The 26,034-nt window shown below is 55.8% G+C and carries 28 protein-coding genes and 1 tRNA gene; 17 read left to right on the forward strand and 12 right to left on the reverse strand.

From position 1 onward, the window contains the following. Positions 1-10 precede the first annotated feature (10 nt). Complete coding sequence (locus tag BL107_RS00225; RefSeq protein ID WP_009788237.1) at positions 11-685, forward strand: hypothetical protein; 675 nt, start codon at positions 11-13, stop codon at positions 683-685. Positions 686-890: 205 nt separating this feature from the next. On the opposite strand, the gene BL107_RS11985 is transcribed toward BL107_RS00225, so the two are convergent. Together BL107_RS11985 and psbD are read right to left on the reverse strand one after the other, a co-directional pair. Beyond that, positions 891-1,508 carry a TIGR02466 family protein gene (locus BL107_RS11985; protein WP_156779348.1) on the reverse strand — a complete coding sequence of 206 codons (618 nt, stop codon included), beginning with the start codon at positions 1,506-1,508 and terminating at the stop codon, positions 891-893. Between the two features lie 29 nt (positions 1,509-1,537). Beyond that, positions 1,538-2,593, reverse strand: coding sequence for a photosystem II D2 protein (photosystem q(a) protein) (gene psbD, locus BL107_RS00235; RefSeq protein WP_009788239.1), 1,056 nt, complete (start codon positions 2,591-2,593; stop codon positions 1,538-1,540). Between the two features lie 165 nt (positions 2,594-2,758). Here psbD and BL107_RS00240 point away from each other — a divergent pair, with 165 nt between their 5' ends. The 4 genes from BL107_RS00240 (at position 2,759) to BL107_RS00255 (ending at position 4,855) form a co-directional block, all read left to right on the forward strand. After that, a complete protein-coding gene (locus BL107_RS00240; RefSeq protein WP_037987794.1) occupies positions 2,759-3,022 on the forward strand; it encodes a hypothetical protein in 264 nt (87 codons plus the stop codon). Continuing rightward, positions 3,012-3,701 carry an ABC transporter ATP-binding protein gene (locus BL107_RS00245; RefSeq protein WP_009788241.1) on the forward strand — a complete coding sequence of 230 codons (690 nt, stop codon included), beginning with the start codon at positions 3,012-3,014 and terminating at the stop codon, positions 3,699-3,701. Before BL107_RS00240 ends, BL107_RS00245 begins: the two co-directional genes overlap by 11 nt. Positions 3,702-3,717: 16 nt before the next feature. Next, positions 3,718-3,789: transfer RNA gene (locus BL107_RS00250), tRNA-Asn, on the forward strand. A gap of 286 nt (positions 3,790-4,075) precedes the next feature. Continuing rightward, entirely contained in the window at positions 4,076-4,855 is a 780-nt protein-coding gene (locus BL107_RS00255; protein WP_009788242.1) for a response regulator transcription factor, read from the forward strand. 5 nt (positions 4,856-4,860) lie between these two features. Here the strand turns inward: BL107_RS00255 and BL107_RS00260 are convergent, their stop codons facing one another. The 3 genes from BL107_RS00260 to BL107_RS00270 are packed head-to-tail and all read right to left on the reverse strand — an operon-like array spanning position 4,861 to position 8,755. Continuing rightward, on the reverse strand, positions 4,861-5,817 hold the full coding sequence (locus BL107_RS00260) for a DNA polymerase III subunit delta' (RefSeq protein ID WP_009788243.1): 957 nt from the start codon (positions 5,815-5,817) through the stop codon (positions 4,861-4,863). Next, positions 5,814-6,443: a dTMP kinase gene (gene tmk / locus BL107_RS00265; protein WP_009788244.1), complete on the reverse strand. Its 630-nt coding sequence runs from the start codon at positions 6,441-6,443 to the stop codon at positions 5,814-5,816. The genes BL107_RS00260 and tmk overlap by 4 nt, the downstream gene beginning before the upstream one ends. Continuing rightward, a complete protein-coding gene (locus tag BL107_RS00270; protein WP_009788245.1) occupies positions 6,440-8,755 on the reverse strand; it encodes a cation-translocating P-type ATPase in 2,316 nt (771 codons plus the stop codon). Before BL107_RS00270 ends, tmk begins: the two co-directional genes overlap by 4 nt. Positions 8,756-8,800: 45 nt before the next feature. Here BL107_RS00270 and BL107_RS00275 point away from each other — a divergent pair, with 45 nt between their 5' ends. Continuing rightward, positions 8,801-9,364: a photosystem I assembly protein Ycf3 gene (locus tag BL107_RS00275; RefSeq protein ID WP_011359140.1), complete on the forward strand. Its 564-nt coding sequence runs from the start codon at positions 8,801-8,803 to the stop codon at positions 9,362-9,364. Positions 9,365-9,368: 4 nt separating this feature from the next. Here BL107_RS00275 and radA read toward each other — a convergent pair whose 3' ends face one another. Beyond that, on the reverse strand, positions 9,369-10,766 hold the full coding sequence (radA, locus tag BL107_RS00280; protein ID WP_037987799.1) for a DNA repair protein RadA: 1,398 nt from the start codon (positions 10,764-10,766) through the stop codon (positions 9,369-9,371). An 89-nt stretch (positions 10,767-10,855) separates the two neighbouring features. Here radA and rpaB point away from each other — a divergent pair, with 89 nt between their 5' ends. From rpaB to BL107_RS00305, 5 genes are read left to right on the forward strand one after another with little or no spacing between them, the layout of a single operon-like run. Continuing rightward, positions 10,856-11,602, forward strand: coding sequence for a response regulator transcription factor RpaB (gene rpaB, locus BL107_RS00285; protein WP_009788247.1), 747 nt, complete (start codon positions 10,856-10,858; stop codon positions 11,600-11,602). After that, complete coding sequence (gene plsX / locus BL107_RS00290) at positions 11,583-12,890, forward strand: phosphate acyltransferase PlsX (protein ID WP_009788248.1); 1,308 nt, start codon at positions 11,583-11,585, stop codon at positions 12,888-12,890. The genes rpaB and plsX overlap by 20 nt, the downstream gene beginning before the upstream one ends. Beyond that, positions 12,887-13,936 (forward strand): beta-ketoacyl-ACP synthase III, encoded by a 1,050-nt coding sequence (locus tag BL107_RS00295; RefSeq protein ID WP_009788249.1) that lies wholly within the window; start codon positions 12,887-12,889, stop codon positions 13,934-13,936. The genes plsX and BL107_RS00295 overlap by 4 nt, the downstream gene beginning before the upstream one ends. A gap of 28 nt (positions 13,937-13,964) precedes the next feature. Then, positions 13,965-14,861: an ACP S-malonyltransferase gene (gene fabD, locus BL107_RS00300; protein ID WP_009788250.1), complete on the forward strand. Its 897-nt coding sequence runs from the start codon at positions 13,965-13,967 to the stop codon at positions 14,859-14,861. After that, entirely contained in the window at positions 14,858-15,517 is a 660-nt protein-coding gene (locus BL107_RS00305) for a 1-acyl-sn-glycerol-3-phosphate acyltransferase (protein ID WP_009788251.1), read from the forward strand. Before fabD ends, BL107_RS00305 begins: the two co-directional genes overlap by 4 nt. On the opposite strand, the gene BL107_RS00310 is transcribed toward BL107_RS00305, so the two are convergent. From BL107_RS00310 to BL107_RS00320, 3 genes are read right to left on the reverse strand one after another with little or no spacing between them, the layout of a single operon-like run. Further along, the gene (locus tag BL107_RS00310) at positions 15,480-16,055 is read right to left on the reverse strand and encodes a YdcF family protein (RefSeq protein WP_037987801.1); all 576 of its coding nucleotides are present in this window, start codon (positions 16,053-16,055) and stop codon (positions 15,480-15,482) included. The two genes, BL107_RS00305 and BL107_RS00310, sit on opposite strands and share 38 nt — an antisense overlap. Next, on the reverse strand, positions 16,055-16,678 hold the full coding sequence (tsaB, locus tag BL107_RS00315; RefSeq protein WP_009788253.1) for a tRNA (adenosine(37)-N6)-threonylcarbamoyltransferase complex dimerization subunit type 1 TsaB: 624 nt from the start codon (positions 16,676-16,678) through the stop codon (positions 16,055-16,057). Before tsaB ends, BL107_RS00310 begins: the two co-directional genes overlap by 1 nt. Beyond that, complete coding sequence (locus BL107_RS00320; protein WP_006169872.1) at positions 16,675-16,926, reverse strand: Ycf34 family protein; 252 nt, start codon at positions 16,924-16,926, stop codon at positions 16,675-16,677. Before BL107_RS00320 ends, tsaB begins: the two co-directional genes overlap by 4 nt. A 31-nt stretch (positions 16,927-16,957) precedes the next feature. Between BL107_RS00320 and BL107_RS00325 the strand changes: the two genes are divergently transcribed. Both BL107_RS00325 and BL107_RS00330 read left to right on the forward strand, forming a co-directional pair. Then, positions 16,958-18,154 (forward strand): CCA tRNA nucleotidyltransferase, encoded by a 1,197-nt coding sequence (locus BL107_RS00325; protein ID WP_156779349.1) that lies wholly within the window; start codon positions 16,958-16,960, stop codon positions 18,152-18,154. Positions 18,155-18,209: 55 nt separating this feature from the next. After that, positions 18,210-18,647 carry an RNA-binding protein gene (locus BL107_RS00330; protein ID WP_009788255.1) on the forward strand — a complete coding sequence of 146 codons (438 nt, stop codon included), beginning with the start codon at positions 18,210-18,212 and terminating at the stop codon, positions 18,645-18,647. Between the two features lie 74 nt (positions 18,648-18,721). Here the strand turns inward: BL107_RS00330 and BL107_RS00335 are convergent, their stop codons facing one another. After that, a complete protein-coding gene (locus BL107_RS00335) occupies positions 18,722-19,636 on the reverse strand; it encodes a phytoene synthase (protein ID WP_037987803.1) in 915 nt (304 codons plus the stop codon). Between the two features lie 4 nt (positions 19,637-19,640). Beyond that, entirely contained in the window at positions 19,641-21,059 is a 1,419-nt protein-coding gene (gene pds, locus BL107_RS00340) for a 15-cis-phytoene desaturase (protein ID WP_009788257.1), read from the reverse strand. Between the two features lie 84 nt (positions 21,060-21,143). Between pds and BL107_RS00345 the strand changes: the two genes are divergently transcribed. Then, entirely contained in the window at positions 21,144-21,491 is a 348-nt protein-coding gene (locus tag BL107_RS00345) for an NAD(P)H-quinone oxidoreductase subunit M (protein ID WP_009788258.1), read from the forward strand. Beyond that, positions 21,488-22,111 (forward strand): DUF3172 domain-containing protein, encoded by a 624-nt coding sequence (locus tag BL107_RS00350; RefSeq protein WP_037987805.1) that lies wholly within the window; start codon positions 21,488-21,490, stop codon positions 22,109-22,111. The genes BL107_RS00345 and BL107_RS00350 overlap by 4 nt, the downstream gene beginning before the upstream one ends. Here BL107_RS00350 and BL107_RS00355 read toward each other — a convergent pair. Further along, on the reverse strand, positions 22,102-23,097 hold the full coding sequence (locus BL107_RS00355; RefSeq protein ID WP_009788260.1) for a LysR family transcriptional regulator: 996 nt from the start codon (positions 23,095-23,097) through the stop codon (positions 22,102-22,104). The two genes, BL107_RS00350 and BL107_RS00355, sit on opposite strands and share 10 nt — an antisense overlap. Positions 23,098-23,177: 80 nt before the next feature. Between BL107_RS00355 and BL107_RS00360 the strand changes: the two genes are divergently transcribed. Further along, entirely contained in the window at positions 23,178-23,909 is a 732-nt protein-coding gene (locus BL107_RS00360; protein ID WP_009788261.1) for an NnrU family protein, read from the forward strand. Between the two features lie 33 nt (positions 23,910-23,942). Next, positions 23,943-25,952, forward strand: coding sequence for an NAD(P)H-quinone oxidoreductase subunit 5 (locus BL107_RS00365; protein ID WP_009788262.1), 2,010 nt, complete (start codon positions 23,943-23,945; stop codon positions 25,950-25,952). Positions 25,953-26,034 lie beyond the last annotated feature (82 nt).

A 26,034-nucleotide genomic window follows, 5' to 3' on the forward strand; every position in this document is an offset into this window, starting at 1 on the left:
CCCTGGGGCCATGACGACACGCAAACTCAGAGCCATTCTGCTGACCATCAGCGGCACTCTCTTTGCCGCACACCTAGTGGGTGAGGTTGGCATCTACGCCTTTGATGCCGACAAAAACTGGCTTCTTCCATTCAACATGGACCGTGAGTTCAACATACCGACTTTATTTTCCAGCAGCATCATGCTGGCTTGTGCATACACACTGAACGAAATCAAAAAAGTCTCAGAAAAACATACATCCAAAGACTGGGGACTTCTTAGCAAGATTTTTATCTTTCTTGCAATCGATGAACTCTTTCAAATTCATGAGATTTTCATCATCCCAGACTTAAGGCCTTATCTATCCCCAGCGCTGGGATCAACCTGGGTGATACCTTACACAGCACTTGTGATCTACTTGGGTTGGAGGTTTAACAAGTTTTTACGCTCTCTCAAAAAACAAACTCGTCAAAAATTTCTGCAATCAGCCACTATCTTTTTAACCGGTGCTGTCGGAATGGAGGTGGTTGGCAGTTATTTGGTTCGATCTGGAAATATTCGATTGCATAGCATCTGGTACGGGTCCATCACAGGACTAGAGGAATTACTTGAGCTTCTAGGCCTCATCATGTTCCTAATAGCCCTTGCAAACTATTTAATCAAGAAGAATGGAGCCATCCATTTAGATGTATCAATATACATCTGAACATGTGCAATGATTCTTGAGCTAATTTTTTAAAATAGAGCTGAAATCTAGTTTTTTCCAGCAAAAGCTAAGAGCACATTCTCGAAGCAAATTTTTATCAAAAAGATGGGATCCTTTTCCATTATAAGATTTAAAGCAAACTAAAGTCAAGAGTCTTACCACAGGCACGCAAAATTAAAAATTACTAAACCGTAACAGGGAAAAGCTATTGATTCATGATATTTATTGGGATCGAGATCCTCAAATCTCTGGACTTATTTTGCTCAACTTCATGCATCAACCATGCCGGGAAAATATATAATGAACCCGAATCAGGTTTAATGCCCAGCTTTTGTCTGCCCAAAATTTTTCCCTGGAAGCAATCATAATGATTTGCAAAAAAAGCCTGAGAGCGCGGATCATGGAAAACTAGTGACCCGGCTCCAGGAGGAGCAGAAATATAGTAGACACTGGCCAGTATCGCATTTGCATGATTATGGGCAGTATTATATCCACCAAATCCCTGAATATTTGCACCTGAACTTTGTACTCTCAGGCTTTTAATATTTACAGACAGAATTTCAGAACAAACCTCAGCAACAAAAGCTCCCAAAGACGCCCAAAGAGGATTCTCTCTCAAGTCATCAATTTCAGCGGATTTCCAACCATTCACAAGAGATCGTGAAGTATTATCAAGACCAGCATCGGCCATTTGATCTAATAGGAATTCACCAAAACGCGAGTTTTCTTCCTTAGCACGCGGATAAATGCTTTTCCATATAGGCGTTGAGAAGATCATTGAACGACTTGAAATATTTTTGCCCATAAAAAAAGTGCCTGTCAAGGCACTTTATAGGTTAAGAAAAAATCTAATTAGAGAGCGTTACCGCGGGGCAGAACCTCTTCAGGGAAGACGAAGTTTTCATGCGGCTGGTCAGCCGGTGCCATCCAGGCACGCAGACCTTCATTCAGAAGAATGTTCTTGGTGTAGAAGGTCTCAAATTCGGGGTCCTCAGCAGCGCGGATTTCCTGTGACACGAAGTCATAGGCACGCAGGTTGAGGGCCAGACCGATGATGCCGATGGAGCTAGTCCAGAGGCCCATCACTGGCACGAACAGCATGAAGAAGTGCAGCCAGCGCTTGTTGGAGAACGCAATTCCGAAGATTTGGCTCCAGAAGCGGTTGGCGGTGACCATGGAATAGGTCTCTTCTTCCTGGGTGGGTTCGAACGCCTTAAAGGTGTTCGCTTGCTCACCATCCTCGAACAGTGTGTTTTCCACGGTTGCACCGTGAATCGCACACAACAGAGCGCCGCCCAAGATGCCGGCCACTCCCATCATGTGGAAGGGGTTCAGCGTCCAGTTGTGGAAGCCCTGCAAGAAGAGGAGGAAGCGGAAGATCGCTGCCACACCGAAGGATGGCGCGAAGAACCAGCTGCTCTGGCCGAGGGGGTACATCAGGAAAACACTGACGAACACCGCAATCGGGCCGGAGAAGGCGATGGCGTTGTAAGGACGAATGCCGACGAGACGAGCAATTTCGAACTGACGCAGCATGAAGCCGATCAGTGCGAAAGCACCGTGCAGGGCAACAAAAGCCCAGAGGCCGCCGAGTTGACACCAGCGGACGAAATCGCCCTGGGCTTCTGGGCCCCAGAGCAGCAGCAAGCTGTGACCCATCGCGTCAGCGGGGGTCGAAACAGCAGCGGTGAGAAAGTTGCAACCTTCGAGGTACGACGACGCGATGCCGTGGGTGTACCAGGAGGTGACAAACGTGGTGCCGGTCAGCCAGCCACCGATAGCCATGTAGGCCGTCGGGAGCAGAAGAAGGCCAGACCAGCCAATGAATACGAAGCGGTCGCGCTTGAGCCAGTCATCGAGGACGTCAAACCATCCCCGCTGAGGCGCGCGTCCTACAGCAATTGTCATGAGAGAGGCGCTTCATGAAGCGTTACATCTGCGAGCCTAGGGGCAGAAATGCGAAATGGGGACTGCTCTTTGCGCTGATTCGTAGGGATAAGTGAAAATGCCTACGCATGAACAGCCGAAGCTGCGCTCCCTTCGCGAAGATGCATACACATTGAACGGATTGCTGTGTACGTCATCGAGCTAACTCTTCGGATGAGCCCAATTCCAGTGTCTGTGCAACGAAAAGAACCGAGCGATGCAGAGGCGCTTTATCAAGAGATTCGCCAAGCCATCGATCACGGGCAGCCCCGCCTCATCGATCTCACTTGCGAGAAAGTAGAGGGGAAAAAAGCCTCGCTCCTCATCAGTGAAGTTCTCGCTGTTCAGCTTTATGAGAAAGCTTCAGCAGCAGGTGGCAGCAAACGGCCTGGCTTCTCCCTTGAGTCCTGATCAAGGACACGCCGAACTTCATGTCGATTCAGTCAGCCATCGCTGGCAGAACGGTGACCCTGTTCTGAATCGCTGCAACCTGACAATCCAGAGGCCAGGCCTTTGGATGTTGGTGGGCAGCAATGGCAGCGGCAAAAGCACGTTATTTCGCCTGATCGCTGGCTTGCTTGAACTGCAAGCTGGGTCCATCGAATGCAAACAACGGGCTGCGCTGGTTTTTCAAAATCCTGATCACCAATTACTCCTTCCGAGTTGTGGCAGCGACGTTTTATTAGGAATCGGATCGAATCAATCGATGGATCAACGGCGGATGAAGGTGGAAGCCTGCCTTGATCAACTTGGGCTTCATGGCCTAGCAACCCGGCCTATCCATACCCTCAGCGGAGGGCAGAAACAACGGCTTGCCATCGCCGGCGCCCTGGCTAGCAATGCTGGACTTCTCCTTCTAGACGAACCCACCGCTCTGCTTGACCCGCAAAGCCAGCGCACCGTCCTTACGGCGGTCCACACGCTTTGCCATCACCCCACAAGACCGATCACCGCCCTTTGGATTACCCATCGACTGGAGGAACTCGATGAAGCGGACGGCGCTGCGCAGATGGACCATGGACGCATTGGCCCTTGGAGCACTGGGCGAGAACTTCGCCAACGCTTGCAGTCTGGGAGGTCTGACAGGTAAGTTCTTCGAGTCTCATTCCTCGGTAGCTCAGCGGTAGAGCGGTCGACTGTTAATCGATTGGTCGCAGGTTCGAATCCCGCCCGGGGAGTTTTTTGTAAGCCACAGCCCACGCTGTGGCTTTTTTATTGACGGCAAAAGAAATTTCATGACAGCTGGTTGCTGGAAGCGGAAGACTTCCTGAACAGATCCGACGGCGAGCCCAAGGGGAGAAACGACCATATGCTTTGCAGCGCAATGGTTTTCATCTCCTAACAAGACACAGCTGCATCCGACTGAAATCTGCAGAAACCAGAAAAGCTTGAGAGAATCTGCGCAGCGTTGCTCAACCATCCGAACCACGCTCTCAATCCTCCAACTGTTCCTCTGCCGAACCGATGAAGCCCTGCATCCTGTTGATCGAAGACGACCAGGACATGCGCGACCTGGTAAGCGGCCACTTAGAGCACAGCGGCTTCGACGTTCAGCGCGCAGACGACGGGATCAAAGGGCAGGCGCTGGCTTTGCAATACATCCCAGATTTAATCCTTCTTGATCTGATGCTGCCCAAAGTGGACGGCCTCACTTTGTGCCAACGCTTGCGTCGAGACGAGCGCACCGCAGGCATTCCAATCTTGATGCTCACCGCTCTCGGTGGAACCAAAGACAAAGTGAGCGGTTTCAACTCCGGTGCCGACGATTACCTCACCAAACCTTTCGACCTTGAGGAACTTCAAGTTCGTATCAAGGCTCTGCTCCGCCGCAGTGATCGCGCTCCATTGGGAGCCAGCAATCAGAACGAAATCCTCAGCTACGGCCCTCTCACCCTTGTTCCTGAAAGATTTGAAGCGATCTGGTTTGACAGCCCAGTTCGTTTAACTCATCTGGAATTCGAATTGCTGCATTGCCTCCTGCAGCGCCATGGACAAACTGTGGCCCCATCATTGATTTTGAAGGAAGTCTGGGGATACGAACCCGATGACGACATCGAAACAATCCGTGTACATGTCCGACACCTACGCACCAAACTCGAGCCCGATCCACGCAAACCTCGGTTCATCAAAACGGTGTATCGGGCGGGTTATTGCCTAGAGCTTCCCTCCGGTGGACAACTCGATGATGTGGTGTCGCTTGCTCGGGAAGAGCGCAAACAGCAGGGCGACCGCGCAACCGCATAAAACTATTAAGCCAAAGCAGCGTTTGCATCTGTCGTTAGATCCAACAGCGCCACTTCCCAGGCCAGTCTTGGTTGTACGAACGACAACAAATGACGCCGTAATGTCTCCAACCGTTTGAGGGAGTGAACATCTCCAGAAGCCGCCCATAACGCTTGTTGCCACCAATCGATCAGCCACAGTTGCTGCTCGCCATCCAACGCTTCGCACACGTCGCGTGCCAAACCGAGGGCATGCATGGGTTCTTTGGGCAACTGCCGTAGCCGAGGCATCAACTCCGTCGGAAGAGCAGCCCAGCGACTCCGATGGTCAAGAAGTGCTCCAGGAGAACCCGCCGCCATAGCCAGGAGCTCTGGCGGATCGTGCTCGACAGCATCCAAACGATGTAAGACCTGAGCAACCGAAGCAACATCGAGCCGAACAAACCGGATCAACTGGCAACGCGAACGGATTGTGCTGAGAAGGCGCTCAGGAGCGGCCGTTAGCAAGATCAAGAGTCCGTGCCCAGGCTCCTCCAACGTTTTGAGCAAAGCATTCGCCGCGGCTTCCGCCATGGCTTCAGCGGATTCAATCACCACCATTCCACGGGTGGATTCCACAGGCTGACGAGCAAGCGCACGACTGACGCCACGGATCTGCTCGAGCCGCAACTGTGGTGGTGTTCGTCGGCTCACTCCAGCCTCCACCGCCTCATCGCGCGTGAGAAGCCGACCTTGATGCTGAAAGGTGGGCTCAATCCAAACGAGGTCAGGATGGTTTCGCGCCTCAAGACGACGCCTCGCACGCTCGCAACCCGCACCCTCACTTAATACTCCCTCTAGAAAACGCAACGCCGCTAAACGTCGCCCGACCCCGTCTGGCCCAGCGAACAGATAAGCGGGAGCAACACGCTTGTGTTGAAGGGCCGCATCAAGCAAATGAACAGCTAACGGCTGCCCAACCAAGCCATCAAACAGTGCACTCACTGCAAGGACTCCCGCAAGATTTGTTCCAACTCCTGACTGAGTTGCGACACGGACTGCTGTGCATCCAACCGACACCAATTGCGTTGCTCAGCAAGGGCTGAAAAACCATCAGCGACGCGGTGCAAAAAAGCACGACCCTCGGCTTCGATTCGATCCTCTTTCTCCCCATGACGACGCTGCAAACTCACCTCCACGGGCACCATCAACCAGACGGTTAGATCTGGCTCTAAGCCAGTGGTCGCAATCGATTCCAAACGTGTAATCAACGGACGATCCAAGCCGCGGCCATAGCCCTGATAAGCAAGAGTGGATCCTGCGAAGCGATCGCTCAACACCCAATCCCCCCGTAGAAGAGCCGGTCGAATCACCGAATCCACGTGCTGGGCACGATCTGCGGCATAGAGAAGAAGCTCCGCTGTCACCGATGGCACCTGATCAGCTTCGGTGTGCAGTAACAACTCGCGAATCGACTGACCCAAGGGAGTCCCGCCAGGCTCACGGGTACAGACCAATCGCGCCGTGGAAGGCATTAGGCCACTCGCCGGCAACCATTGGGCTAGATGACGAATCTGAGTGGATTTACCGCAACCGTCGATCCCGTCGAGAACGATGAAGCGGCCAGTCATATCCGTAATGCCAAAGCATTCACCACCACTGTGATCGAGCTCAAAGCCATCAACAATGCCGCGAAAGGGGGGGAGAGCAACAAACCCTGACTTGGCAGCAACACACCGGCTGCAATGGGAAGAGCAATCAGGTTGTACCCAAAAGCCCAAAAGAGGTTTTGACGGACTTTATTCAGAGTTCGCCGCGCCAATGAAAGCGCTTCAGGAAGGTTGTCCAAACGATCGCCAAGCAAAACAAGATCGGCGGTGTCTTGAGCAATCTGTGTTCCTGTGCCAATGGCAATGCCCAAATCAGCCGCGGCCAAAGCAGGAGCGTCGTTGATGCCATCACCCACCATCGCCACTCGCCCTTCTTGACGGAGCTGCTCCAATCGCTCGAGTTTCTGTTGAGGAAGCATCTGCCAACCCAGGTCAGCTTCGGCAAAGCCCAGCCTCTCGCCGAGGCGACGTACCGCCACTTCACGATCACCACTGAAGATGGCGAGCTTGAGACCGGAGGTACGAAGCCGATCCAATGACGGGGCTACATCAGGCCGTTGCTGGTCTTCAACTTGCAGTAATCCGACCAAAACTTGTCCAACCGAAACCGCGACCACCGATCCCTGAGCCGCGGCCAACCAAGCCGTTGCTGCAGCGGAGAAGTCGACACCGAAACTCTGCAACCAAGCTGGCTTACCAACCCGTAGGTCACCGGCCACCCCATCCAGCTCACCGCAAAGGCCTTCCCCAGACACTGTGGACACACGGGTGGCATCGATCAACGCCAATTCACGCCGTTGCGCCTCTTGCAGCAGCGCGTAGGCCAGCGGATGGCGGCTGCTCTGCTCCAGGCTCGCGGCCCACTGCAACAAGCGATCGGGATCATCACCAAACACGTCGGTGACCAACGGCCGCCCCAACGTGAGCGTGCCGGTCTTATCGAAGACCACCTGATCCAGGGCTGCTGCGGTTTCGATCACATCTCCACCCCGAAACAACCAACCGCGTCGCGCTGCCAAACCGGTGGACACAGTGATCACGGTGGGAGTTGCCAAGCCCAACGCACAGGGGCATGCCACCACAAGCACCGCAATCGTGAGTTGGAGCGCTAAGCCGATCGGCGTGGTGGCACCACTGCCCAATCCACTGTGATGGGACTGAGCGCCATGGACCATGCCGTGAGCCATGCCATGGGCATGGGGCAGACCTGGAGCATCGGCCTGCAACACCTGGGGCCAATGCGACGCACCAAACAGCCACCAAAACAAAAAGGTTGCAAGGGCCAAGGCCATCACGCCGTAGCAGAACCGTCCTGCTACCCGATCCGCCAACCCTTGAATGGGTGCTCGACGCGCCTGGGCCTGCTCAACCAACCGGATAATGCGAGCGAGAGCGGTGTCGGAACCCACCCTGCTCACCTCAAGAACAAGCGGCGCTTCCAAATTCAAACTGCCGGACGACAGTTCAGTACCAGGTTCCACTTGGAGGGGCATTGGTTCTCCGGTGAGGCTGGAAACATCCACCGCAGAAAGCCCCTCGCGAACCACTCCATCAACAGGAATGCGATCTCCAGCCAAAAGCTGGACACGTTCTCCTGGCCGCAGAGCACCAACTCGGACCTCACGAATCTCTCCATCCGTCAAAACCAAACGAGCCGTTTCGGGCTGCAATTGCGCTAGTTGCTGCAACGCCTGCCCCGTTCGGAAACGAGCCCGTTCTTCGAGGAAGCGCCCCAAAAGCACGAATCCCAGCAACATCACCGGCTCGTTGAAAAAGCACGGCCAACCCACCTTGGGCCACACCAAGGCCACCAAGCTGGCCAGATAAGCGCTACCCACCCCCAGCCCCACCAGGGTGTCCATGCTCGGGGCTCCGACACGGGCTGCTTTTATGCCCCCAACCAGGATCTGGCGGCCTGGGCCAAACAAGGCGACCGTCGCCAAGCCAGCGTGGAACGAAAGGCTGCCAATCACCGGCACCGACAATTGACCGGCTTCGCTGAGGTGCCCCATCACCGACAGCAGCAGCAGCACCAGCGCAACCATCAACTGACGCCACTGACGCCACCAACTCAAGCCAGGGGATCCAGTCGTCCCGTTAAGACCCGGCTGAAACTCCAAGGAACGTTCACGGGCTGGGAATCCCCGCGCCGCCAAAGCTGCCAGTACATCGTCGACATTGCCGTCTGACTCAGCCAAATCCAGCCAAGCAGCACGACTGACCAAGTTCACATCAGCCCGCTGCACACCCGGCTGCTCAAGCAACGTGCGTTCAACCGCGGACACGCAACCGCCACACTTCATCCCTTCCACATCCAGGACGACGGTCTGCATCGCAGAACTCACAAGCGATCAATCGTTACGACCACGCTAGGTCGGATGACAGGCCCGTCAGGATGGAGTGACATCAACCGGCGCGCCGTGCCCCGCAGCAACCGCAACGACAACTTCATCGACAAAAGCTTCACGGTGATGGCGGACTTAATCGTCAAGCTGCTGCCGATCAATGCCCGCTCGAAAGAGGCCTACGTCTATTACCGAGACGGACTGTCCGCCCAAAACGATGGTGACTATGCCGAAGCACTTGAAAACTACGACGAAGCCCTAAAGCTTGAAACCGACCCCACCGACCGTGGTGAAACCCTCAAGAACATGGCCATCATTTACATGTCGAACGGTGAGGAGGAACGGGCGATCGAGACCTACCAGAAAGCTCTGGATGAAAACCCAAAACAACCCTCATGCCTCAAAAACATGGGGCTGATCTTTGAGAAGTGGGGCCGTATCGCTGAAGAAAGTGGTCAACAGGATGATGCGGATCGCTGGTTTGACCAAGCTGCAGACGTCTGGACTCAAGCGGTACGACTCAATCCCGGTGGTTATCTCGATATCGAAAACTGGTTGAAATCCACCGGTCGCAGCAACGTCGACGTGTACTTCTAGAGGGCTAATTCTGGTCAGTCCGCACCTCATCGCCGAGCGCTAAAACAAGCGCCTCGGTGACATTGGCGGCCTCAAGCAAGGCCAGATCCAACCCAGAAGCCAGTGCCCCTAAACCACTGCCGGACGGCACCACAGCCCGACGGAACCCCAGCCGAGCCGCTTCTTGCAACCGCAGTTCAAGTTGACCGACTGGTCTGAGTTGCCCCCCCAACCCGAGTTCTCCGATCAACACGGTTCCCGGGGGGAGGGTGAGGTCTCGAAAACTCGCCACAACCGCAGCTGCCACTCCAAGGTCGGCAGCTGGCTCCTCCACATCCAAACCGCCAGCCACGGCGAGATAGCAATCGAAACGGGACAGGGGAATACCCATGTGCTTCTCCAACACCGCCAAGATCTGGTGCAACCGATTGGTGCCGATGCCCGTAGCCGTTCGGCGTGGACTGGCGTAGCTGGTGACATTCACCAACGCCTGAAGATCCACCACCAGGGACCGGGTGCCCTCACAGGCCACGATGGTGGCCACCCCTGATGCACGGGCATCACTGAGGAACAGCTCACTGGGGTTCCCCACTTCCGCCAAACCTCCTGCCTGCATCTCAAACAAGCCCAATTCGTGGGTGGCACCAAAACGATTTTTCACCGCACGTAGCAATCGATGGCTGGCAAATCGGTCACCTTCAAAAGTGAGCACCGCATCGACTAAGTGCTCAAGCACCTTGGGACCCGCCAACATCCCTTCCTTCGTGACATGTCCCACCAACAGAAGGGCCGTGTTCTGGCGCTTGGCCAAGCGCTGCAGTGATGCAGCACATTCCCGTACCTGACCAACGGATCCTGGGGCGCTGGTGAGGTTGGGGTCGTGCAACGCCTGAATGCTGTCAATGATCGCGACCGCCGGGCGGAGGGCCTCAAGTTCCTCCAAAACCAAGTCGAGATCGGTCTCGGCCAGCAGTTGTAGATCGGAGGTCTCCCCTGCCAAGCGCTGCCAACGCAATTTCACTTGTTGCGCGGATTCCTCAGCACTCACATAGAGCACAGAACTGTGAGCTGCCATGGCCGAAGCGCTTTGCAGAAGAAGGGTGCTTTTGCCAATGCCTGGATCCCCTCCAACGAGCACAAGCGACCCGGGCACCAAACCGCTCCCCAAAACGCGGTCAAACTCAGTCGATCCCGTCTGCAAACGCTGCAGAGGTTGGTCGTCCAGCGACGCCATCGCGGTGGAACGTCGGGGGGAAGGAGCACTCTCCTGATTGGGCGCAGCACGGCGGCGGCGGCCATCGGTGGATGGCTGGGATTGCTCAACCAGGGAGTTCCAACTCCCGCACTCAGGACAACGTCCAAAGAACTGTCGCGCCTTCGCACCACAGGCTTGACAAACAAAAATGGCGGTGGGCTTAGGCAATGCGAACTGTGAAGAAAGTTGCTGTTACGTGAACCAAAGGGGGTCTGCCCTTTTATTTGTTACGTGACCCACGCTGCGTCACAGCCTTCATGACGGCCACGGCTCCCTCTAAGGAAACAATTCTCGTGGTCGATGACGAGGCCTCGATCAGAAGGATTCTGGAAACCAGACTCTCCATGATTGGGTACAACGTCGTGACCGCCTGCGACGGCACGGAGGCCCTGGAGTTGTTTCCCAACTGCATGCCCGACCTGGTGGTGCTCGACGTGATGATGCCAAAGCTTGATGGCTATGGCGTTTGCCAGGAACTCCGCAAGGAATCGGATGTTCCGATCGTGATGCTGACAGCCCTCGGCGATGTCGCCGACCGGATCACCGGCCTTGAGCTCGGGGCTGACGACTATGTGGTGAAACCATTCAGCCCGAAAGAGCTAGAAGCGAGGATCCGCTGCGTTCTTCGCCGGGTTGAGAAGGAAGCGATCGCCGGGATACCCAACTCCGGTGTGATTCAGGTATCCGACCTACGCATCGACACCAACAAACGCCAGGTGTTTCGCAACGACGAGCGCATCCGGCTCACGGGCATGGAATTCAGCCTGTTGGAACTCCTGGTGAGTCGCTCAGGAGAACCGTTTAACCGTGGCGAAATTCTCAAAGAAGTCTGGGGTTATACCCCTGAGCGCCACGTTGATACTCGTGTGGTTGATGTTCATATCTCCCGGCTTCGTTCCAAACTGGAAGATGATCCCGCCAACCCTGAGTTAATCCTCACGGCTCGCGGTACCGGCTACCTGTTCCAGCGCATCATCGACTCCGTTGCTTCCGAAGGACCCTGATTCCTCCCGGGCCCCTGAGCCCCGGAGCAAGAGCACAAGACCGCGTGCCATCCGCCGTCTTGTGATTTGGTACCGGCGGAACTCCGCCGTGACCACAATTGTTGATGGTGCGGCCAGCTCAGCGTCTGCAGCAGGAACCGTTGCAGGGACTGTTGTTTCTGGTGCCGGCACTGTTGCGAGCAGCGTTCTTCAGCCCTTGGTGTTTGATCCTCTTCGCCGCCTGCAGGGTGGGAATGATGAAAACGACATCAAAGACGAAGATCGCCTTTGGGTCGCTGTTGATGGCATGGGAGGCGACAATGCCCCTGGTCCCATTCTTGAGGGATGCCTCCAGGCGATTGAGCGCCTGCCCTTAAAAATTCGGTTTGTTGGCGAGCAGGATCGGGTGCGCGCTGCAGCAGCCGATCTAGAACTTGAAGCCACCTTGGAAAGAGCTCAAGCATCAGGCCACTTGGAGTTAGTGCCGAGCGGCCCCTCTATCGGCATGGATGACGAAGCGACGGCCGTTCGCCGAAAACGCGATGCAAGCATCAACGTGGCGATGGACCTAGTGAAGCAAGGTCGTGCCACGGCGGTTTACTCCGCCGGCAACTCCGGAGCTGTCATGGCTTCTGCAATCTTCCGTCTTGGACGACTCAAAGGAATCGACCGGCCTGCCATTGGCGCCTTGTTTCCCACCAAAGACCCTGGACAACCAGTACTGGTGCTTGATGCGGGGGCCAACATGGATTGCAAACCAACCTATCTGCATCAATTCGCCCTGCTCGGAAACATCTACAGCCGAGATGTTCTTCAGGTTGAAAAACCGAGGGTTGGTCTTCTCAACATCGGAGAAGAGGAGTGCAAAGGGAACGAACTCTCTTTGAAAACCTTCGAACTGCTTAAAGAGGAGTCCAGGCTCAACTTCGCCGGCAATTGCGAAGGCCGCGATGTGTTGTCGGGTGAATTTGACGTGGTGGTTTGCGATGGTTTTACCGGCAATGTGCTCTTGAAATTCTTGGAGTCGGTGGGCAGCGTTTTGCTCGGTGTTTTGAAGGCAGAACTTCCTCGAGGACGTCGCGGCAAGGTGGGGTCAGCGTTTCTGATCAGCAACCTCAAACGCATCAAAAAACGCCTTGATCACGCCGAACACGGCGGAGCTCTTCTCTTGGGAGTGAACGGCATCGCCGTGATCGGGCACGGCAGCAGCAAGGCTCTTTCTGTCGTGAGTGCCCTACGCATCGCCCATTCGGCCGCAAGCCATGGCGTTATGGACGATCTGGCTGCATTGCAGAGCGGCTGTGATTGACTGACGCCAACTTGGATCCCACCGCTTTGGTCGAGCCGCTCCACAACACCAGCGGTGTGTTGCTCCGGGGAAGCGGGAGTGCCACCCCAACGCGATCGATCAGCAATGACGAATTGGGCAAACGCGTGGACACCAACGATGCGTGGATCCGCAGCCGGACTGGCATTGCCGCTCGTCGGGTGGTGGGTGCCGATGAATCCTTAGGAGAACTAAGTGGTTTGGCGGCAGAGCGAGCCCTTGAAATGGCGGGCTGGCAAGCGGACAGCCTCGACTTGATCGTGCTGGCCACTTCAACCCCCGACGATCTTTTCGGTTCCGCACCGCGTCTGCAAGCCCGCATTGGGGCCGTCAATGCCGTGGCCTTTGATCTCACCGCGGCCTGCAGTGGGTTTTTATTTGGTCTCGTTACCGCAGCTCAGTACATCCGCAGCGGTGCCATGCGCCGCATCTTGGTTGTCGGTGCTGATCAACTCAGCCGCTGGGTGGACTGGGATGACCGTCGATCCTGTGTGCTCTTCGGGGATGCCGCAGGAGCACTTGTGATGGAAGCCTCGACCGACGGCAAAGACGATCTAGAAGGATTTTTATTGCGATCGGACGGAAGTCGGGGTGGAGTCTTACAACTTCCGCAGGTGACAGAACGACGCGAACTGATCGGAGACGCCAGCCATCAACGCGGTGGATTTGAACCAATCCAAATGAACGGCCAAGAGGTCTACAAATTCGCAGTGCGGGAAGTGCCAGCAATCCTTGCGTCGTTGCTTAACAGCACTGGAACTAGCCCAGAAAACATCGACTGGTTGTTGCTGCATCAAGCCAACCAACGCATCCTTGATGCGGTCGCCGAGCGCTTCAAGATTCCCAACGAACAAGTGCTCAGCAACCTCGCCGCCTATGGCAACACCTCTGCTGCGACCATTCCACTCATGCTGGATGAAGCCGTCCGCGATGGTCGTATCCATCCGGGGCATCGCATCGCCAGCAGTGGCTTCGGTGCAGGGTTGAGTTGGGGAGCAGCGCTTCTGCAATGGAGCGGGCCCGCCTAATCTCCGGCACTATCTGCGTTGATCAACGATGGCAATCGCCTGGGTGTTCCCTGGTCAGGGCTCGCAGAAAGTGGGCATGGCCGATCCTCTTCTCAGCTTGAGCGGGGCCAATGAACGGTTTAGCCAGGCTTCAGAGCTGCTCGGACGCGATCTACTCGCTATCTGCCAGGGAGACAGTGGCCGTGGGGAGGGTCCAGATGACCTCAACGACACCCGAAACACCCAACCAGCTCTCTTTGTCATCGAGTCGCTTCTGGTCGACAATTTGATCCAGCAGGGCCGAGATGCCTCTTTGGTTGCTGGTCATAGCCTGGGAGAACTCGTGGCTCTCTATGGGGCAGGGGCCTTCAACTTGGAGACAGGCCTCCAGCTCATGAAGGTGCGTTCAGAGCTCATGGCTGCAGCTGGTGGGGGCGCCATGACAGCGGTGATTGGTTTTAACCGAAACCAGCTGGAGGAGCTTGTGGGTTCAACGGAAGGTGTAAGCATCGCGAACGACAACAGCGACGCCCAAGTGGTGATTTCTGGTCGTCCCGATGCCGTTGCAGCGGTCAGCGAACAACTCACCTGCAAACGTGCCATCCCCCTCGCGGTATCGGGAGCCTTCCACTCGCCGTTCATGGCAGAAGCGGCACAGCAATTCTCAGCCACTCTGGATGCCATGGCCTTTCACGACACCAGCATCCCGGTGTTGAGCAACTGCGACCCTCGTGCCACCAACACAGGGAGCGAACTGAAAGACCGGCTTAAACAACAGATGACCACAGGTGTGCGCTGGCGAGAAACCATGGCAGCCATGACCGAACAAGGCGTCGACACCCTGGTGGAAATCGGCCCCGGCAACGTGCTCAGCGGTCTGGCGAAACGAAGCATGAAAGGCGTCACCACAGCACAAATCAGTTCATCGGGTGATCTCGGCCAATGAGCAACAGCTCCCAGATCATGTCCACGTCACCGTCGCCAAGCCTCACCTATCGGCTGGTGAGCGGACTCTTGGTTTTCCCCATCTTTCGGGGCCTCTTCCGGGGATCAACCCATGGCAATGCGAATGTTCCTAAGCAGGGTGCTCTCGTGGTGGCGGCCAACCATGGGTCCCATCTTGATCCTCCAATCCTTGGGCATGCCCTAGGGCGCCCAGTGGCTTTTATGGCCAAAGCTGAATTGTTTGATGTGCCGTTGCTTGGACGGCTGATTCGAGCCCTTGGGGCTTATCCCGTCCGTAGGGGTGCCAGCGACAGGGAGGCCATTCGAACCGCAACGGCCACCCTCGAAGCCGGCTGGGCGACGGGGGTGTTCCTCGATGGCACCCGACAGGCCAATGGACGGGTGAACGCCCCGTTACCAGGGGCTGCCCTACTCGCGGCACGCAGCGGTGCTCCACTGCTGCCGGTCGCGATTCTCAACAGCCATCGTGCCCTCGGGAGTCGTCAGTTTTTGCCGCGCCTCGTTCCAATTCAGTTGCGGATCGGCACGCCTATTCCGCCTCCAGTCAGCCGACGTCGTGCTGATCTCGACGCAACGACCGCTCTTCTCCAAGAACGCATTAACGCGCTTCTGGACCAGGGTTTGCAGCATCCCTGAGATCTCGGCCTGTGATGACCCAAGCCATCGCTCGCAGCCAGTCGCTGATTTGTTTTAAGCGACCCTCCTGCTCGCAATCTGGGGAACAGGCCACGGGCACACCAGTGAGGTGAATTCCCCGACTGCCTGCCACCACCTGACCCACTGCCATCGATCGGGGTAAATGGTTTTCGCTCGTAACGAGCAGAACATGCTGAATTCCCTCGCTCTGGAGCTCATCAACAAGGGAGGTGAAATTACTGAGGGTGTCGCGAGCCCGGTAATCGAGGGTGACCCGCTCAGGGTTCAAGCGTTCCTCCTGCAACAGCCAGGTGGCATATTCCCGATTACTGCCCCCACTCACAAGTAAGGGCAACTCCAATTGGCGCGCCAATCGCGCTCCCATCCGCTCTCGATCCACATCACCGCCCAACACAAGAACCAACTCAGGTGCGCGGCGATTCAACAAAGCGCGCCTGTACGGGGCCATGGGGCCAGGACCGAACAACCAAACCGTCAGGGCAACGCCCAAGACCATGCCTGTCCTTAGGCCTGCCATCAGACCTGGCCGACGGGTGAAGTGGGATAAATCGGCAACACCTCCGACCATGGCATCGCCTTGCCAGCTAAGTGGGCACGGCGCAACAGTTCCAATAAACGCAAAACATCGGCGTGAACATCCTCCGCCGCCTCAACGATCGGGCCCAACGAGCGTCCCTTCGCCACCAAAGAAGGTTCCTCGATTTCGTTGACGTCATTGCCCTCGAGGCAATAACAACCGGCCACCAAGCCTCGACGCGGCAGCTCCCGCGCAATCCAAAACGGCTGACCGCGTTGTTCTTTGGGTAACTGGTTGTGAAGGCGTGGCGCCATCAACGCAAAGCTGCTGATCCCTAGAAGCGGACAGCGCAACTGTTCGGCCAAGGTTCTGGCCATCACCACCGATAAACGCGTTCCAGTAAATCCACCGGGGCCGGTCGCAACAGCAAGACCCTTGAAATTGGTCCAACGTTCCCGCGGCACCATCGCCGAAACACGGGTGATCAAGGTGTTGGACAAACCACGGCCGTCATCGAACACCTCCACAGCTGAAGTGCCGGTCGACGACGTCGGATCAATCACTGCGACACCAAAGCTCTCCGTGGAGCTATGCAACGCCATCAAAAGGGGGTTACCACTCATGTAGGAATCGCCTCACCAGGGCGTAGACGCTGCCATCGACCGACTTCAGCCTCAAAGCTGTCGCAAGCCCTGACATCCCACTCAACCCCCACCTGGCCATCGGGTAAATCCATCACAGAAATATGAATTTTGGGAGCTTTCGGTTCCAGGTCTGGCTCAGCAGAAAGGTGATCAACACCATGCTGACGCTCGACTGCGTGATAGGCCTGACAACGGTCGACCCAGCGGCAATCCACGCAGATGCACATGCCTCCCAATGTCGACAGAGATTCCATTCTGATGGCTGACGCTGCTCCCGACGAGCAGGCCCGGCTCTTGCTGAGACAGCTCGATCCAGACGCCTGGCCGATCTCCATCGACCAGCTGCCGGAAGGCACAGCTCTCGTGGGCGGTGCTGTGCGTGATGCATTTCTTGGCCGCCACAACCCACATCCCGATCTTGATCTCGTTGTGCGCAGCGATGCTCTACGACACTCCGCCCGTCTTGCGAAGACTTTCGGGGGCAAGCATGTAGTGCTGGATGAGCAGAGAGACATCGCCCGACTCGTGATCAATGGATGGACCATCGATGTGGCCCGACAGGAGGGTGATGGCCTTGAAGACGACCTGTGGAGACGTGATTACAGCCTCAATGCCCTTGCTCTCCCACTCCAGCCGCTTGCCCCGCTATGTGACCCGACAGGAGGCTTAGAAGATCTGAAGCATGGACGCTTGCGCGCTGTACGCGAACAGAACCTCCTCGACGACCCTCTACGCCTTCTAAGAGGCCTGCGGTTTCTGGCGGAGATCCCTCTGGTGCTCGATGCCCAAACGGGGGAGTGGATCCAGCGACATCGCCAAGCCCTCGTGGTGTCAGCCCCTGAACGCATCCTGGCTGAACTGCAACGGCTCGTGAAAGGCCCCCATGCAGACCAAGCCCTTCACCTCCTGGAGCAATGGCCATTGCTCCAACCATGGGCCACAACAACACCAACAGCCGCTTCGTACGACACAACGCTGTTGAACGCCGAGGAGGCGACTATTGCCCTTCCCCTGGCTCGCTTAACAAAGCTCATCAGCGACGACGGCCTCAAGCGGCTCAAGGCCAGCAAGATGCTGCAACAGCGCTGTGCACGACTGCGCCACTGGGGTCTGCAAGCAAAACAGCAACCTGAGGCCTTACCAGAACAGGAACGACTCCAACTGCATCTGGAGCTCGAAGGCGATCTTGCAGCTTTGATCCTTGATCTACCAAAGGAGCTGCAGCCGCAATGGCTGAAACGCTGGCGTGATCCAAACGATCCCTTGTTTCACCCAACCATGCCCCTCGATGGAGGCAGCCTTCAAAAAGAACTGGGGTTGTCGGCTGGACCGACCATGGGGAAAGTTCTCGCCCAACTTCGCCTTGAGCGAGCCTTTGGACGAATCCAGACTCGCGACGAAGCACTCAAAACGGCCCATCGCCTATGCGCCGAAATTGAGGCGGTCTGTGATTAACTTTGCATGTGTCAATGATGACAATCGGACACCGACAGATCGCCTCCCCTCCTTCATGAGCATCCGCCTTTACATCGGCAATTTGCCGCAAACCTTTGAAGAACAGGAGCTTGCGGCTCTTTTGAAAGGCATTGGAGAAGGGATCCGGTTCAAGTCAGTGCTTGATCGAGACACGGGTAGCTGCCGTGGTTTCGGTTTCGCCAACGTTGACGACCCTAAGGTTGCCGATGCAGTCATCGAGCAACTCAACGGCAAAGAGTTCGGCGGCAGCACCCTTCGTGTTGAGCGTTCCGAGCGCCGCGAATCTGGCGGTAACAACCGCCGTGGTGGCGCCCCCGCACCAATGGGCGCAGGCCAACCTCAAGTGGCACGCAAAACCGTAAACAAGGTGGTGCATAGCGATGCCCCTGGAGAAGGCGCACCCGACCCACGCTGGGCCGGAGAGCTCTCCAAATTGAAAGATTTGCTTGGCAACCAGAAAACAGCCGTTTAGATCACTTCCAACACAGATTTATCCTGTCAGGGGAGGCCCTGACAGGATTTTTTATTCGCGTTTATTTGATTGATTTACCGGAATTGCGCTAGGGCATAGGAACGAGGTAAATCAAGCAATTTGTACACCTTGCCAACGTAGGCACGTCGATTAAAGACGTCGTAATCAATGCGTTCGATGGCATCCAAAATGCCTCGATACAACCTAAGAGACGTCCACACTGGCCAGCGAGCATCACCCGAAAGCCAACGAACCCCAGACTCAGAACGAGAGAACCATTCTCTTGCCCGTTCCAACTGGAAAGCCATTAACTCACGCCAAGCTTCGTTCAATTTCCCGGCCATCAAATCGGATTCTGAATAACCAAAGCGATCTAAATCTTCCTGAGGAAGATAAATACGACCACGGCCACGATCTTCACCAACGTCTCGGAGAATATTGGTGAGCTGGTTTGCAATCCCCAAAGCAACCGCCGCATCCGAGGTGTCTGGACTATCACTCCAAGGAGCCGAGGTATAGGCCTGATCCACACCCATCACGCCTTGGGTCATCAAACCCACCGTCCCTGCGACGCGATAGCAATACAACTTGAGATCTTCAAACGTGGGATATCGAGTCCACGTGAGATCCATGCGTTGCCCCTCAATCATGTCGAGGTAAGGCTGAATGTCTTGCGGAAAACGCTCCAGCGTGTCGGCCATGACGGCGTCGAGATCATTCGACACACGACCGTTAAAAAGATCACGCGTTTGCTGCTCCCAGCAATCCAATCGCTCAGCTAGTTCTTCCACTGAGCGTGATTGCGCCTCGACGCTATCCATCAATTCATCAGTGCGGCGACACCAGACGTAAATCGCCCAGATCGCCCGACGTTTCTCAAGCGGTAACAGCAGCGTTCCGAGGTAAAAGGTTTTTGCCCACTCAGCCGTCTCGAGACGACACGCTTCGTAGGCACCGTCGAGGTCCGTGGCCATAGATGCGATTGGCATCGCTTCAGACTGTCACAGGCTCGCCAACAGAAGATGACTGGGACAGCTGATCTGTCTTTGCATCAACCGCACCAGCACAGAGTTTGCCACTGAGTACAGCACCTTCCATCGAGGCGAGGTAGCGCTGCATCGTGTAATCACCAGCCAAGAAGAAATTTTTAATTGGAGTAGTTTGATCTGGGCGGAGTTGCTGACAACCAGGGGTTGTCTTATAAACCGATAAGGGAGTTTTAACGACCTTAGATTTACGCAATTTTGCTGGATTATCACCACTAAAATGCATTGGGAATAACTTTAGAAGTTCTCCCATCGTGGCTTCAATAATATCTTCATCACTACGGCTGATCCAGTCTTTGGCAGGAGCAAAAACGAGCTCCAACATTGAACGGTCGGGATCTTCGTACTCCTTACAAGCAATGCTCATGTCGGCATAGACGCTGAGCAAGGGCGAACGGCTAAAGAGCAAATGATCGATATCCGTGAGCTTGCGATCAAACCACATGTGAATGTTGATCACGGGCACACCGCGAAGACCATCAAGCTTTCGGAAAACCTCCATTTGCTTCCAAGGCTCAGGCAACAGCAATTTGAAAGGGTCAACGGGCAACGCACTGACGTAGGCATCAGCCACAAGATCAAAACCCTCCTTTCCTTTCACGCCACCGATTTGAAAAGCTGCGACGCTCCCGTCGTCGTTCAATTTGATTTCGCGAAGGGGGCAATCCAAATGAACCTCTCCACCAAGAGATTCAATATGTTCAACCACTGGCTGACAGAGGCGTTCTGGAGGGGCTCCATCGAGAAAAGCCATTCGGGAGCCATTTTTCTCTTGCAAAAAGCGATTCAATGCTGTGAGAAGAACCGTTGCAGAGATTTCACCTGGGTCGATGAAATTCAACGCCTTACTCATCGCAATGAACACCTCGTCATTGACCCGCTCAGGGATGTTGTGCAAACGAAGCCACTCTGTCCATGAATATTGATCGCATTGCTCCACATATCCCTGACCCCGCAACATGGCAGGGACCAACCCCAGGCCAAAGCTGATCTTTTCTGGCCAGGTCAGCATGTCGTTGTTGCCCAAAATCGCCGCAACACCATTCACTGGCGCCGGGAGGTCTGGGAAGTCGAAGCGGCTGTAGGTTCCAGGCTCTTCAGGCTGGTTAAAGATCATCGAGTGGCTTTTCCATTGCAGCCGGTCCTCGATGTTCAACTCTTTGAACAACTGCAGCATGTTTGGGTAAGCCCCAAAGAAAATGTGCAGCCCGGTTTCGTACCAGTCGCCATCTTCATCCTTCCAGGCAGCAACTTTCCCGCCAAGAACGTCACGGGATTCCACCAAAATTGGGGTATGACCAGCGTCCGCCAAATATTTGGCGCAAGACAAACCCGCAAGTCCTGCTCCGGCAATAGCGACGCGCATGCGGATGGCTGAATAGTGAAACCAACCTTAAGAGAGCCACCACCCCGACCGCTTCTTAAACTTGGCAAACGTCTCCGGTGCGACATGTCCGACACCCTGCTGAAGTGCACAACGCGGCATGTACGACTTTTCACCGCACGGGTGGACAACGATGACCTCGTTCCAAGTGCGAATGAACTCACCTTGGACCTCGATCCAGACAATGAGTTCATCTGGAGTGAAAGCAGCATTTCACAGGTACAGCAACGCTTTAAGCAGCTCGTGGACGCTGCCGCCGGCGGCGAACTCAGCGACTACACCTTGCGTCGAATTGGAACGGACTTGGAAGGATTGATCCGGCAACTCCTTCAACGGGGCGAGCTCAGCTACAACCCTGACGCTCGTGTTCAAAACTTTTCGATGGGCCTTCCACGCACGCCTGAACTGCTGTGAATCGTTCCCGCTACGACAGCTATGACCGCCCCACAGGTGGAGGAAGGTATGAGCGCGGCGGCTACGACGATCGGCGCAGTAGTAGTCGCGGAAGCCGACCCCCAGGACCACCGCCAGAAGGCGGCGGACCGGATTTCAATTTCAGCTCACGCACCGTGGCGGTGCTAGCGGGCGTGCTTGTGGTAGGTATCGGTATAGGGAGTGCCGTCACAAGCACTACTCAAGGAGATCAAGGCAATATCGCTAGTTCTCAGCAACTTGATATGGCCGTGCCAGACCCGGAGTTCTGTCGGCAATGGGGAGCAAGCGCTTTTGTGATGGATATCGAGATGTACACAACACTGAATCCTTCCAGCAGCTTTGTCACCCAGCCAACCCTTCAGCCAGGCTGCGTCATTCGTCGGGAAAACTGGTCTGTGCTGCGCAAAGAGGGCGCCATCACAGGGGATCAGGAACGGGAATGCAAGCAAAGGATGAACACCTTTGCCTACATCGGCTCAGTACGAGATAAACCCGTGGTGCGCTGCGTTTATCAAACAGACATCTCGCAAAATCGCTTCCTCACGAAAGGGATCGCCGACGACACCGTGGGCATCACACCGGAAGCGGATCAGTTCTGAGCCAGTTGATCGGCTGATAGATGCGGCACCGCTGGCGTCGCTCCTTTTTGTCGGATCGGACTGTCCGGGCTAGCAAAAACCGGCAGCACATCTTGGCGGAACGCAGCGGACGCCCTCGAGCAGTACCGCGCTGGATGGGTGATCAATTTCAACTGCCGCTTCACCTGCAAGTCAGCCACTTGGGGGCGATGGATCGTGCCTGCAGCGAGCTCACGATCAATCGATACAACAGGCACAAAGGCTGCTCCCAATCCGGCTTGCACCGCGTTTTTAATCGCCTCGAGGGAGTTGAGCTCCATCTCGATGCGCAAACGCTGTACATCAAGCCCAGAGCGGGCAAGCAATTGGTCCACCATTTTTCGCGTGGTGGATTGGGCATCCAAGCAAACAAACCCAAGTCGGTAGAGATCTTCCTTTGTGAGCTCGGTGAGACGGGCCAACGGGTGCTTGACCGGAAGCACCAGAGCAAGTTCATCACTGGCATACGGCACCACCTGCAGAAGCTCGTTCAGCTCCGGCGGCAATTCCCCGCCAATGATGGCCAGATCAATCTGGCCATTCGCCACACTCCAACCGGTTCGTCGGGTGCTGTGCACTTGAAGCTGAACGGCCACGTCTGGATATTTCTGCCTGAATAATCCGATCATCCGCGGCATCAAATAGGTGCCGGTGGTTTGACTCGCTCCAACAATCAACGATCCGCCCTTGAGGTTGTGAAGGTCATCCAGCGCACGGCAAGCTTCTGCGCACTGGCTGAGGATGCGATCGCAATAACTCAAGAGAAGATGACCCGCTTCGGTGAGTTGCGCTTTCCGGCCACCGCGATCGAAGAGGGATACCTCGAGTTGTTTCTCGAGATTTTGAATCTGAAGACTGACGGCAGGCTGCGTGACATAGAGGCCGTCGGCGGCCTTCTTAAAGCTTCCCTCACTCACGATCGCGCGCAGGATGCGGAGCTGATCAAGGGTGAACGGCAGATCAGCCACCGCGATACACCCGTCGGAAAAACCGAAATCTAAGCCCGGGATGACAGACCGCCAGAATCACGGCCTAACGAGGCCCCTCCATGGCAACCACTCACCACAGCAGCTTGGTCATGCTGGTGTTGCTGGTGCTCTTCGCGGTGATACACAGCGGAGGCGCCGCCCTGCGCATTCGAGCTGAAGCCGTCATCGGAGCACGAGCGTGGCGTTTGATCTTTGCAGCCGTCAGCATCCCTTCGGCGGTGGTGGTGATTGGCTGGTTTCTGGCCCATCGTTACGACGGTCTCCGACTTTGGAACCTGCAGGGCGTCCCTGGGATGGTGCCCATGGTGTGGATTGGCACCGCGATCAGTTTTCTATTCCTCTATCCAGCCACTTACAACCTGTTGGAAATCCCTGCAGTGTTGAAACCTCAGGTGCGCCTTTACGCCACAGGAATCATCAGAATCAGCCGGCATCCCCAGGCAGTTGGGCAAATCCTGTGGTGTTTCACCCATGCACTCTGGATTGGCAGCAGTTTCATGCTGGTGACCTGCGCAGGACTCATTGCCCACCACCTGTTCGCGGTTTGGCATGGGGATCGCCGCTTGAAGTTGCGCTTTGGAGATGCCTTTGATGAACTCAAAAACTCCACTTCATCGATGCCTTTTGTTGCGGTGCTCGATGGGCGACAAAAACTGGATTGGCGCGAGTTTGTCCGTCCAGCACAACTGGGAATTGCCATCGCAGTAGGCGTGTTTTGGTGGGCCCATCGCTTTATTCCCCAAGCCGGCGCATTGGTGCGCAACTCCGCACTCGAGTCTCTGTTCAGCTGAGCTGCCTACACTCATTCCAATTGGTTGAAGTGGATGCCCTCGGCAGCGGAACTCGCCTGGCTAATTCCTGTTCTTCCCCTTTTTGGGGCTCTAATTACAGGGCTTGGGCTGATCAGCTTCAACCGGACGGTGAATCGGTTGCGCAAACCCGTTGCGCTGCTGCTCATCACATGCGTTGGGGCAGCCGCCGTGTTGAGTTACGCCATCCTGGCAAGTCAACTAGCCGGTTCTCCGCCGGTTGAACATCTATTCGTCTGGGCCAGTGCGGGCGACTTCACATTGCCCATGGGCTATGTCGTTGACCCATTGGGCGCAGTGATGTTGTCACTGGTCACCACCATTGCCCTGTTGGTGATGGTGTATTCCCACGGATATATGGCCCACGACAAGGGCTACGTTCGATTTTTCACCTATCTCGCCCTTTTCAGCAGCTCGATGCTCGGGCTGATTATTAGTCCCAACCTGCTCGAGATTTATGTGTTCTGGGAGCTGGTGGGGATGTGTTCCTATCTGCTTGTTGGTTTCTGGTACGACAGAGACGGCGCGGCCCACGCGGCCCAAAAAGCATTCGTGGTGAACCGCGTTGGCGACTTTGGGCTTCTTCTCGGAATCCTGGGCCTCTTTTGGGCCACCGGAAGCTTTGATTTCCAAGGCATTGCCGATGGTTTGCAGCAAGGACTAGCCGATGGCAGCGTCGCGCCATGGGCTGCACTACTGCTCTGCCTCCTGGTGTTTATGGGCCCAATGGCGAAATCGGCCCAATTCCCCCTCCACGTTTGGCTGCCCGATGCCATGGAAGGGCCAACGCCCATTTCGGCTCTCATTCACGCCGCAACGATGGTGGCGGCAGGGGTGTTCCTCGTCGCGCGGTTGGATCCGCTTTACACCCAATTCCCGGTTGTTCAAACGGTCATTGCAGTGGTTGGAACAATCACTTGCTTCCTTGGGGCCTCGATCGCCCTAACCCAGATGGACCTGAAAAAAGGTTTGGCCTACAGCACCGTGTCGCAACTCGGGTACATGATGCTGGCCATGGGGTGCGGTGCTCCGGTTGCCGGAATGTTCCATCTGGTGACGCACGCGTTTTTCAAAGCCATGCTCTTTTTGGGCTCGGGGTCTGTCATTCATGCCATGGAAGAGGTGGTGGGCCACGAACCCGTCTTGGCTCAGGACATGCGTCTCATGGGTGGCTTGCGCCAAAAGATGCCGATTACCGCCATCACCTTTTTTATCGGTTGCATCGCGATCAGCGGGATCCCTCCCTTGGCAGGCTTTTGGAGCAAAGATGAAATCCTTGGCCAAGCCTTCAATGCCTTCCCTGTGCTGTGGCTTGTGGGGTTCCTCACCGCCGGCATGACGGCCTTCTACATGTTCCGGCTTTATTTCCTCACCTTTGAAGGAGAGTTCCGTGGCAACGACAAGGCGATGCAAACATCGCTGCTTGCCGCCGTCGGAAAAGAAAACAAGGAGCATGGCGACCACGCCACCAGCGTTCATGAGTCGGCCTGGCCAATGACAGTCCCCCTTGCTGTTTTGGCTGTTCCATCCGTGCTGATTGGTTTGCTGGGAACGCCTTGGAACAGTCGCTTTGCGGGTTTATTGAACCCTGAAGAAGCAGCGGAAATGGCCGAACATTTCAGCTGGGCGGAGTTCCTACCTCTCGCAGGGGCCTCAGTTGCCATTTCACTGGTGGGCATCACCCTTGCCGTTCTCGCATACGCCCTGCGCCGGATCGATCTAGGTCAGCTGGTCGCTGGTCGCTTCCCCACGATCAACGCCTTCCTTGCGAACAAGTGGTACCTCGATTCGATCAACGAAAAATTATTTGTTCGCGGTAGCCGGAAGCTCGCTAGAGAGGTACTTGAGGTGGACGCGAAGGTGGTGGATGGGGTGGTGAACCTCACCGGTTTGCTCACCCTCGGTAGCGGAGAAGGCTTGAAATACCTGGAAACTGGCCGTGCTCAGTTTTATGCCCTGATCGTGTTTGGCGGCGTCATTGCGATGGTTGTTTTGTTCGGTGTGATCGGCGGACCGATCAGCTGATCAAGAACGGCATGTGTGTCATCGCCTATCGAGGTGATGACACAGGCCCAGTGATTTCTACGATCCAGCCAGTGGAGAGCTG

It is taken from the genome of Synechococcus sp. BL107, assembly GCF_000153805.1.
Lineage (GTDB): Bacteria > Cyanobacteriota > Cyanobacteriia > PCC-6307 > Cyanobiaceae > Parasynechococcus.

Excerpts from the sequence above, each read along its gene's own strand:
- BL107_RS00225 (WP_009788237.1), top strand. The coding sequence starts at position 11 with ATGACGACACGCAAACTCAGAGCCATTCTGCTGACCATCAGCGGCACT.
- psbD (WP_009788239.1), bottom strand. The coding sequence starts at position 2,593 with ATGACAATTGCTGTAGGACGCGCGCCTCAGCGGGGATGGTTTGACGTC.
- BL107_RS00255 (WP_009788242.1), top strand. The coding sequence starts at position 4,076 with ATGAAGCCCTGCATCCTGTTGATCGAAGACGACCAGGACATGCGCGAC.
- tmk (WP_009788244.1), bottom strand. The coding sequence starts at position 6,443 with ATGACTGGCCGCTTCATCGTTCTCGACGGGATCGACGGTTGCGGTAAA.
- BL107_RS00270 (WP_009788245.1), bottom strand. The coding sequence starts at position 8,755 with ATGCAGACCGTCGTCCTGGATGTGGAAGGGATGAAGTGTGGCGGTTGC.
- BL107_RS00275 (WP_011359140.1), top strand. The coding sequence starts at position 8,801 with ATGACAGGCCCGTCAGGATGGAGTGACATCAACCGGCGCGCCGTGCCC.
- rpaB (WP_009788247.1), top strand. The coding sequence starts at position 10,856 with ATGACGGCCACGGCTCCCTCTAAGGAAACAATTCTCGTGGTCGATGAC.
- fabD (WP_009788250.1), top strand. The coding sequence starts at position 13,965 with ATGGCAATCGCCTGGGTGTTCCCTGGTCAGGGCTCGCAGAAAGTGGGC.
- BL107_RS00305 (WP_009788251.1), top strand. The coding sequence starts at position 14,858 with ATGAGCAACAGCTCCCAGATCATGTCCACGTCACCGTCGCCAAGCCTC.
- BL107_RS00310 (WP_037987801.1), bottom strand. The coding sequence starts at position 16,055 with ATGGCAGGCCTAAGGACAGGCATGGTCTTGGGCGTTGCCCTGACGGTT.
- tsaB (WP_009788253.1), bottom strand. The coding sequence starts at position 16,678 with ATGAGTGGTAACCCCCTTTTGATGGCGTTGCATAGCTCCACGGAGAGC.
- BL107_RS00320 (WP_006169872.1), bottom strand. The coding sequence starts at position 16,926 with ATGTGCATCTGCGTGGATTGCCGCTGGGTCGACCGTTGTCAGGCCTAT.
- BL107_RS00325 (WP_156779349.1), top strand. The coding sequence starts at position 16,958 with ATGGCTGACGCTGCTCCCGACGAGCAGGCCCGGCTCTTGCTGAGACAG.
- BL107_RS00330 (WP_009788255.1), top strand. The coding sequence starts at position 18,210 with ATGAGCATCCGCCTTTACATCGGCAATTTGCCGCAAACCTTTGAAGAA.
- BL107_RS00335 (WP_037987803.1), bottom strand. The coding sequence starts at position 19,636 with ATGCCAATCGCATCTATGGCCACGGACCTCGACGGTGCCTACGAAGCG.
- pds (WP_009788257.1), bottom strand. The coding sequence starts at position 21,059 with ATGCGCGTCGCTATTGCCGGAGCAGGACTTGCGGGTTTGTCTTGCGCC.
- BL107_RS00345 (WP_009788258.1), top strand. The coding sequence starts at position 21,144 with ATGTCCGACACCCTGCTGAAGTGCACAACGCGGCATGTACGACTTTTC.
- BL107_RS00360 (WP_009788261.1), top strand. The coding sequence starts at position 23,178 with ATGGCAACCACTCACCACAGCAGCTTGGTCATGCTGGTGTTGCTGGTG.
- BL107_RS00365 (WP_009788262.1), top strand. The coding sequence starts at position 23,943 with ATGCCCTCGGCAGCGGAACTCGCCTGGCTAATTCCTGTTCTTCCCCTT.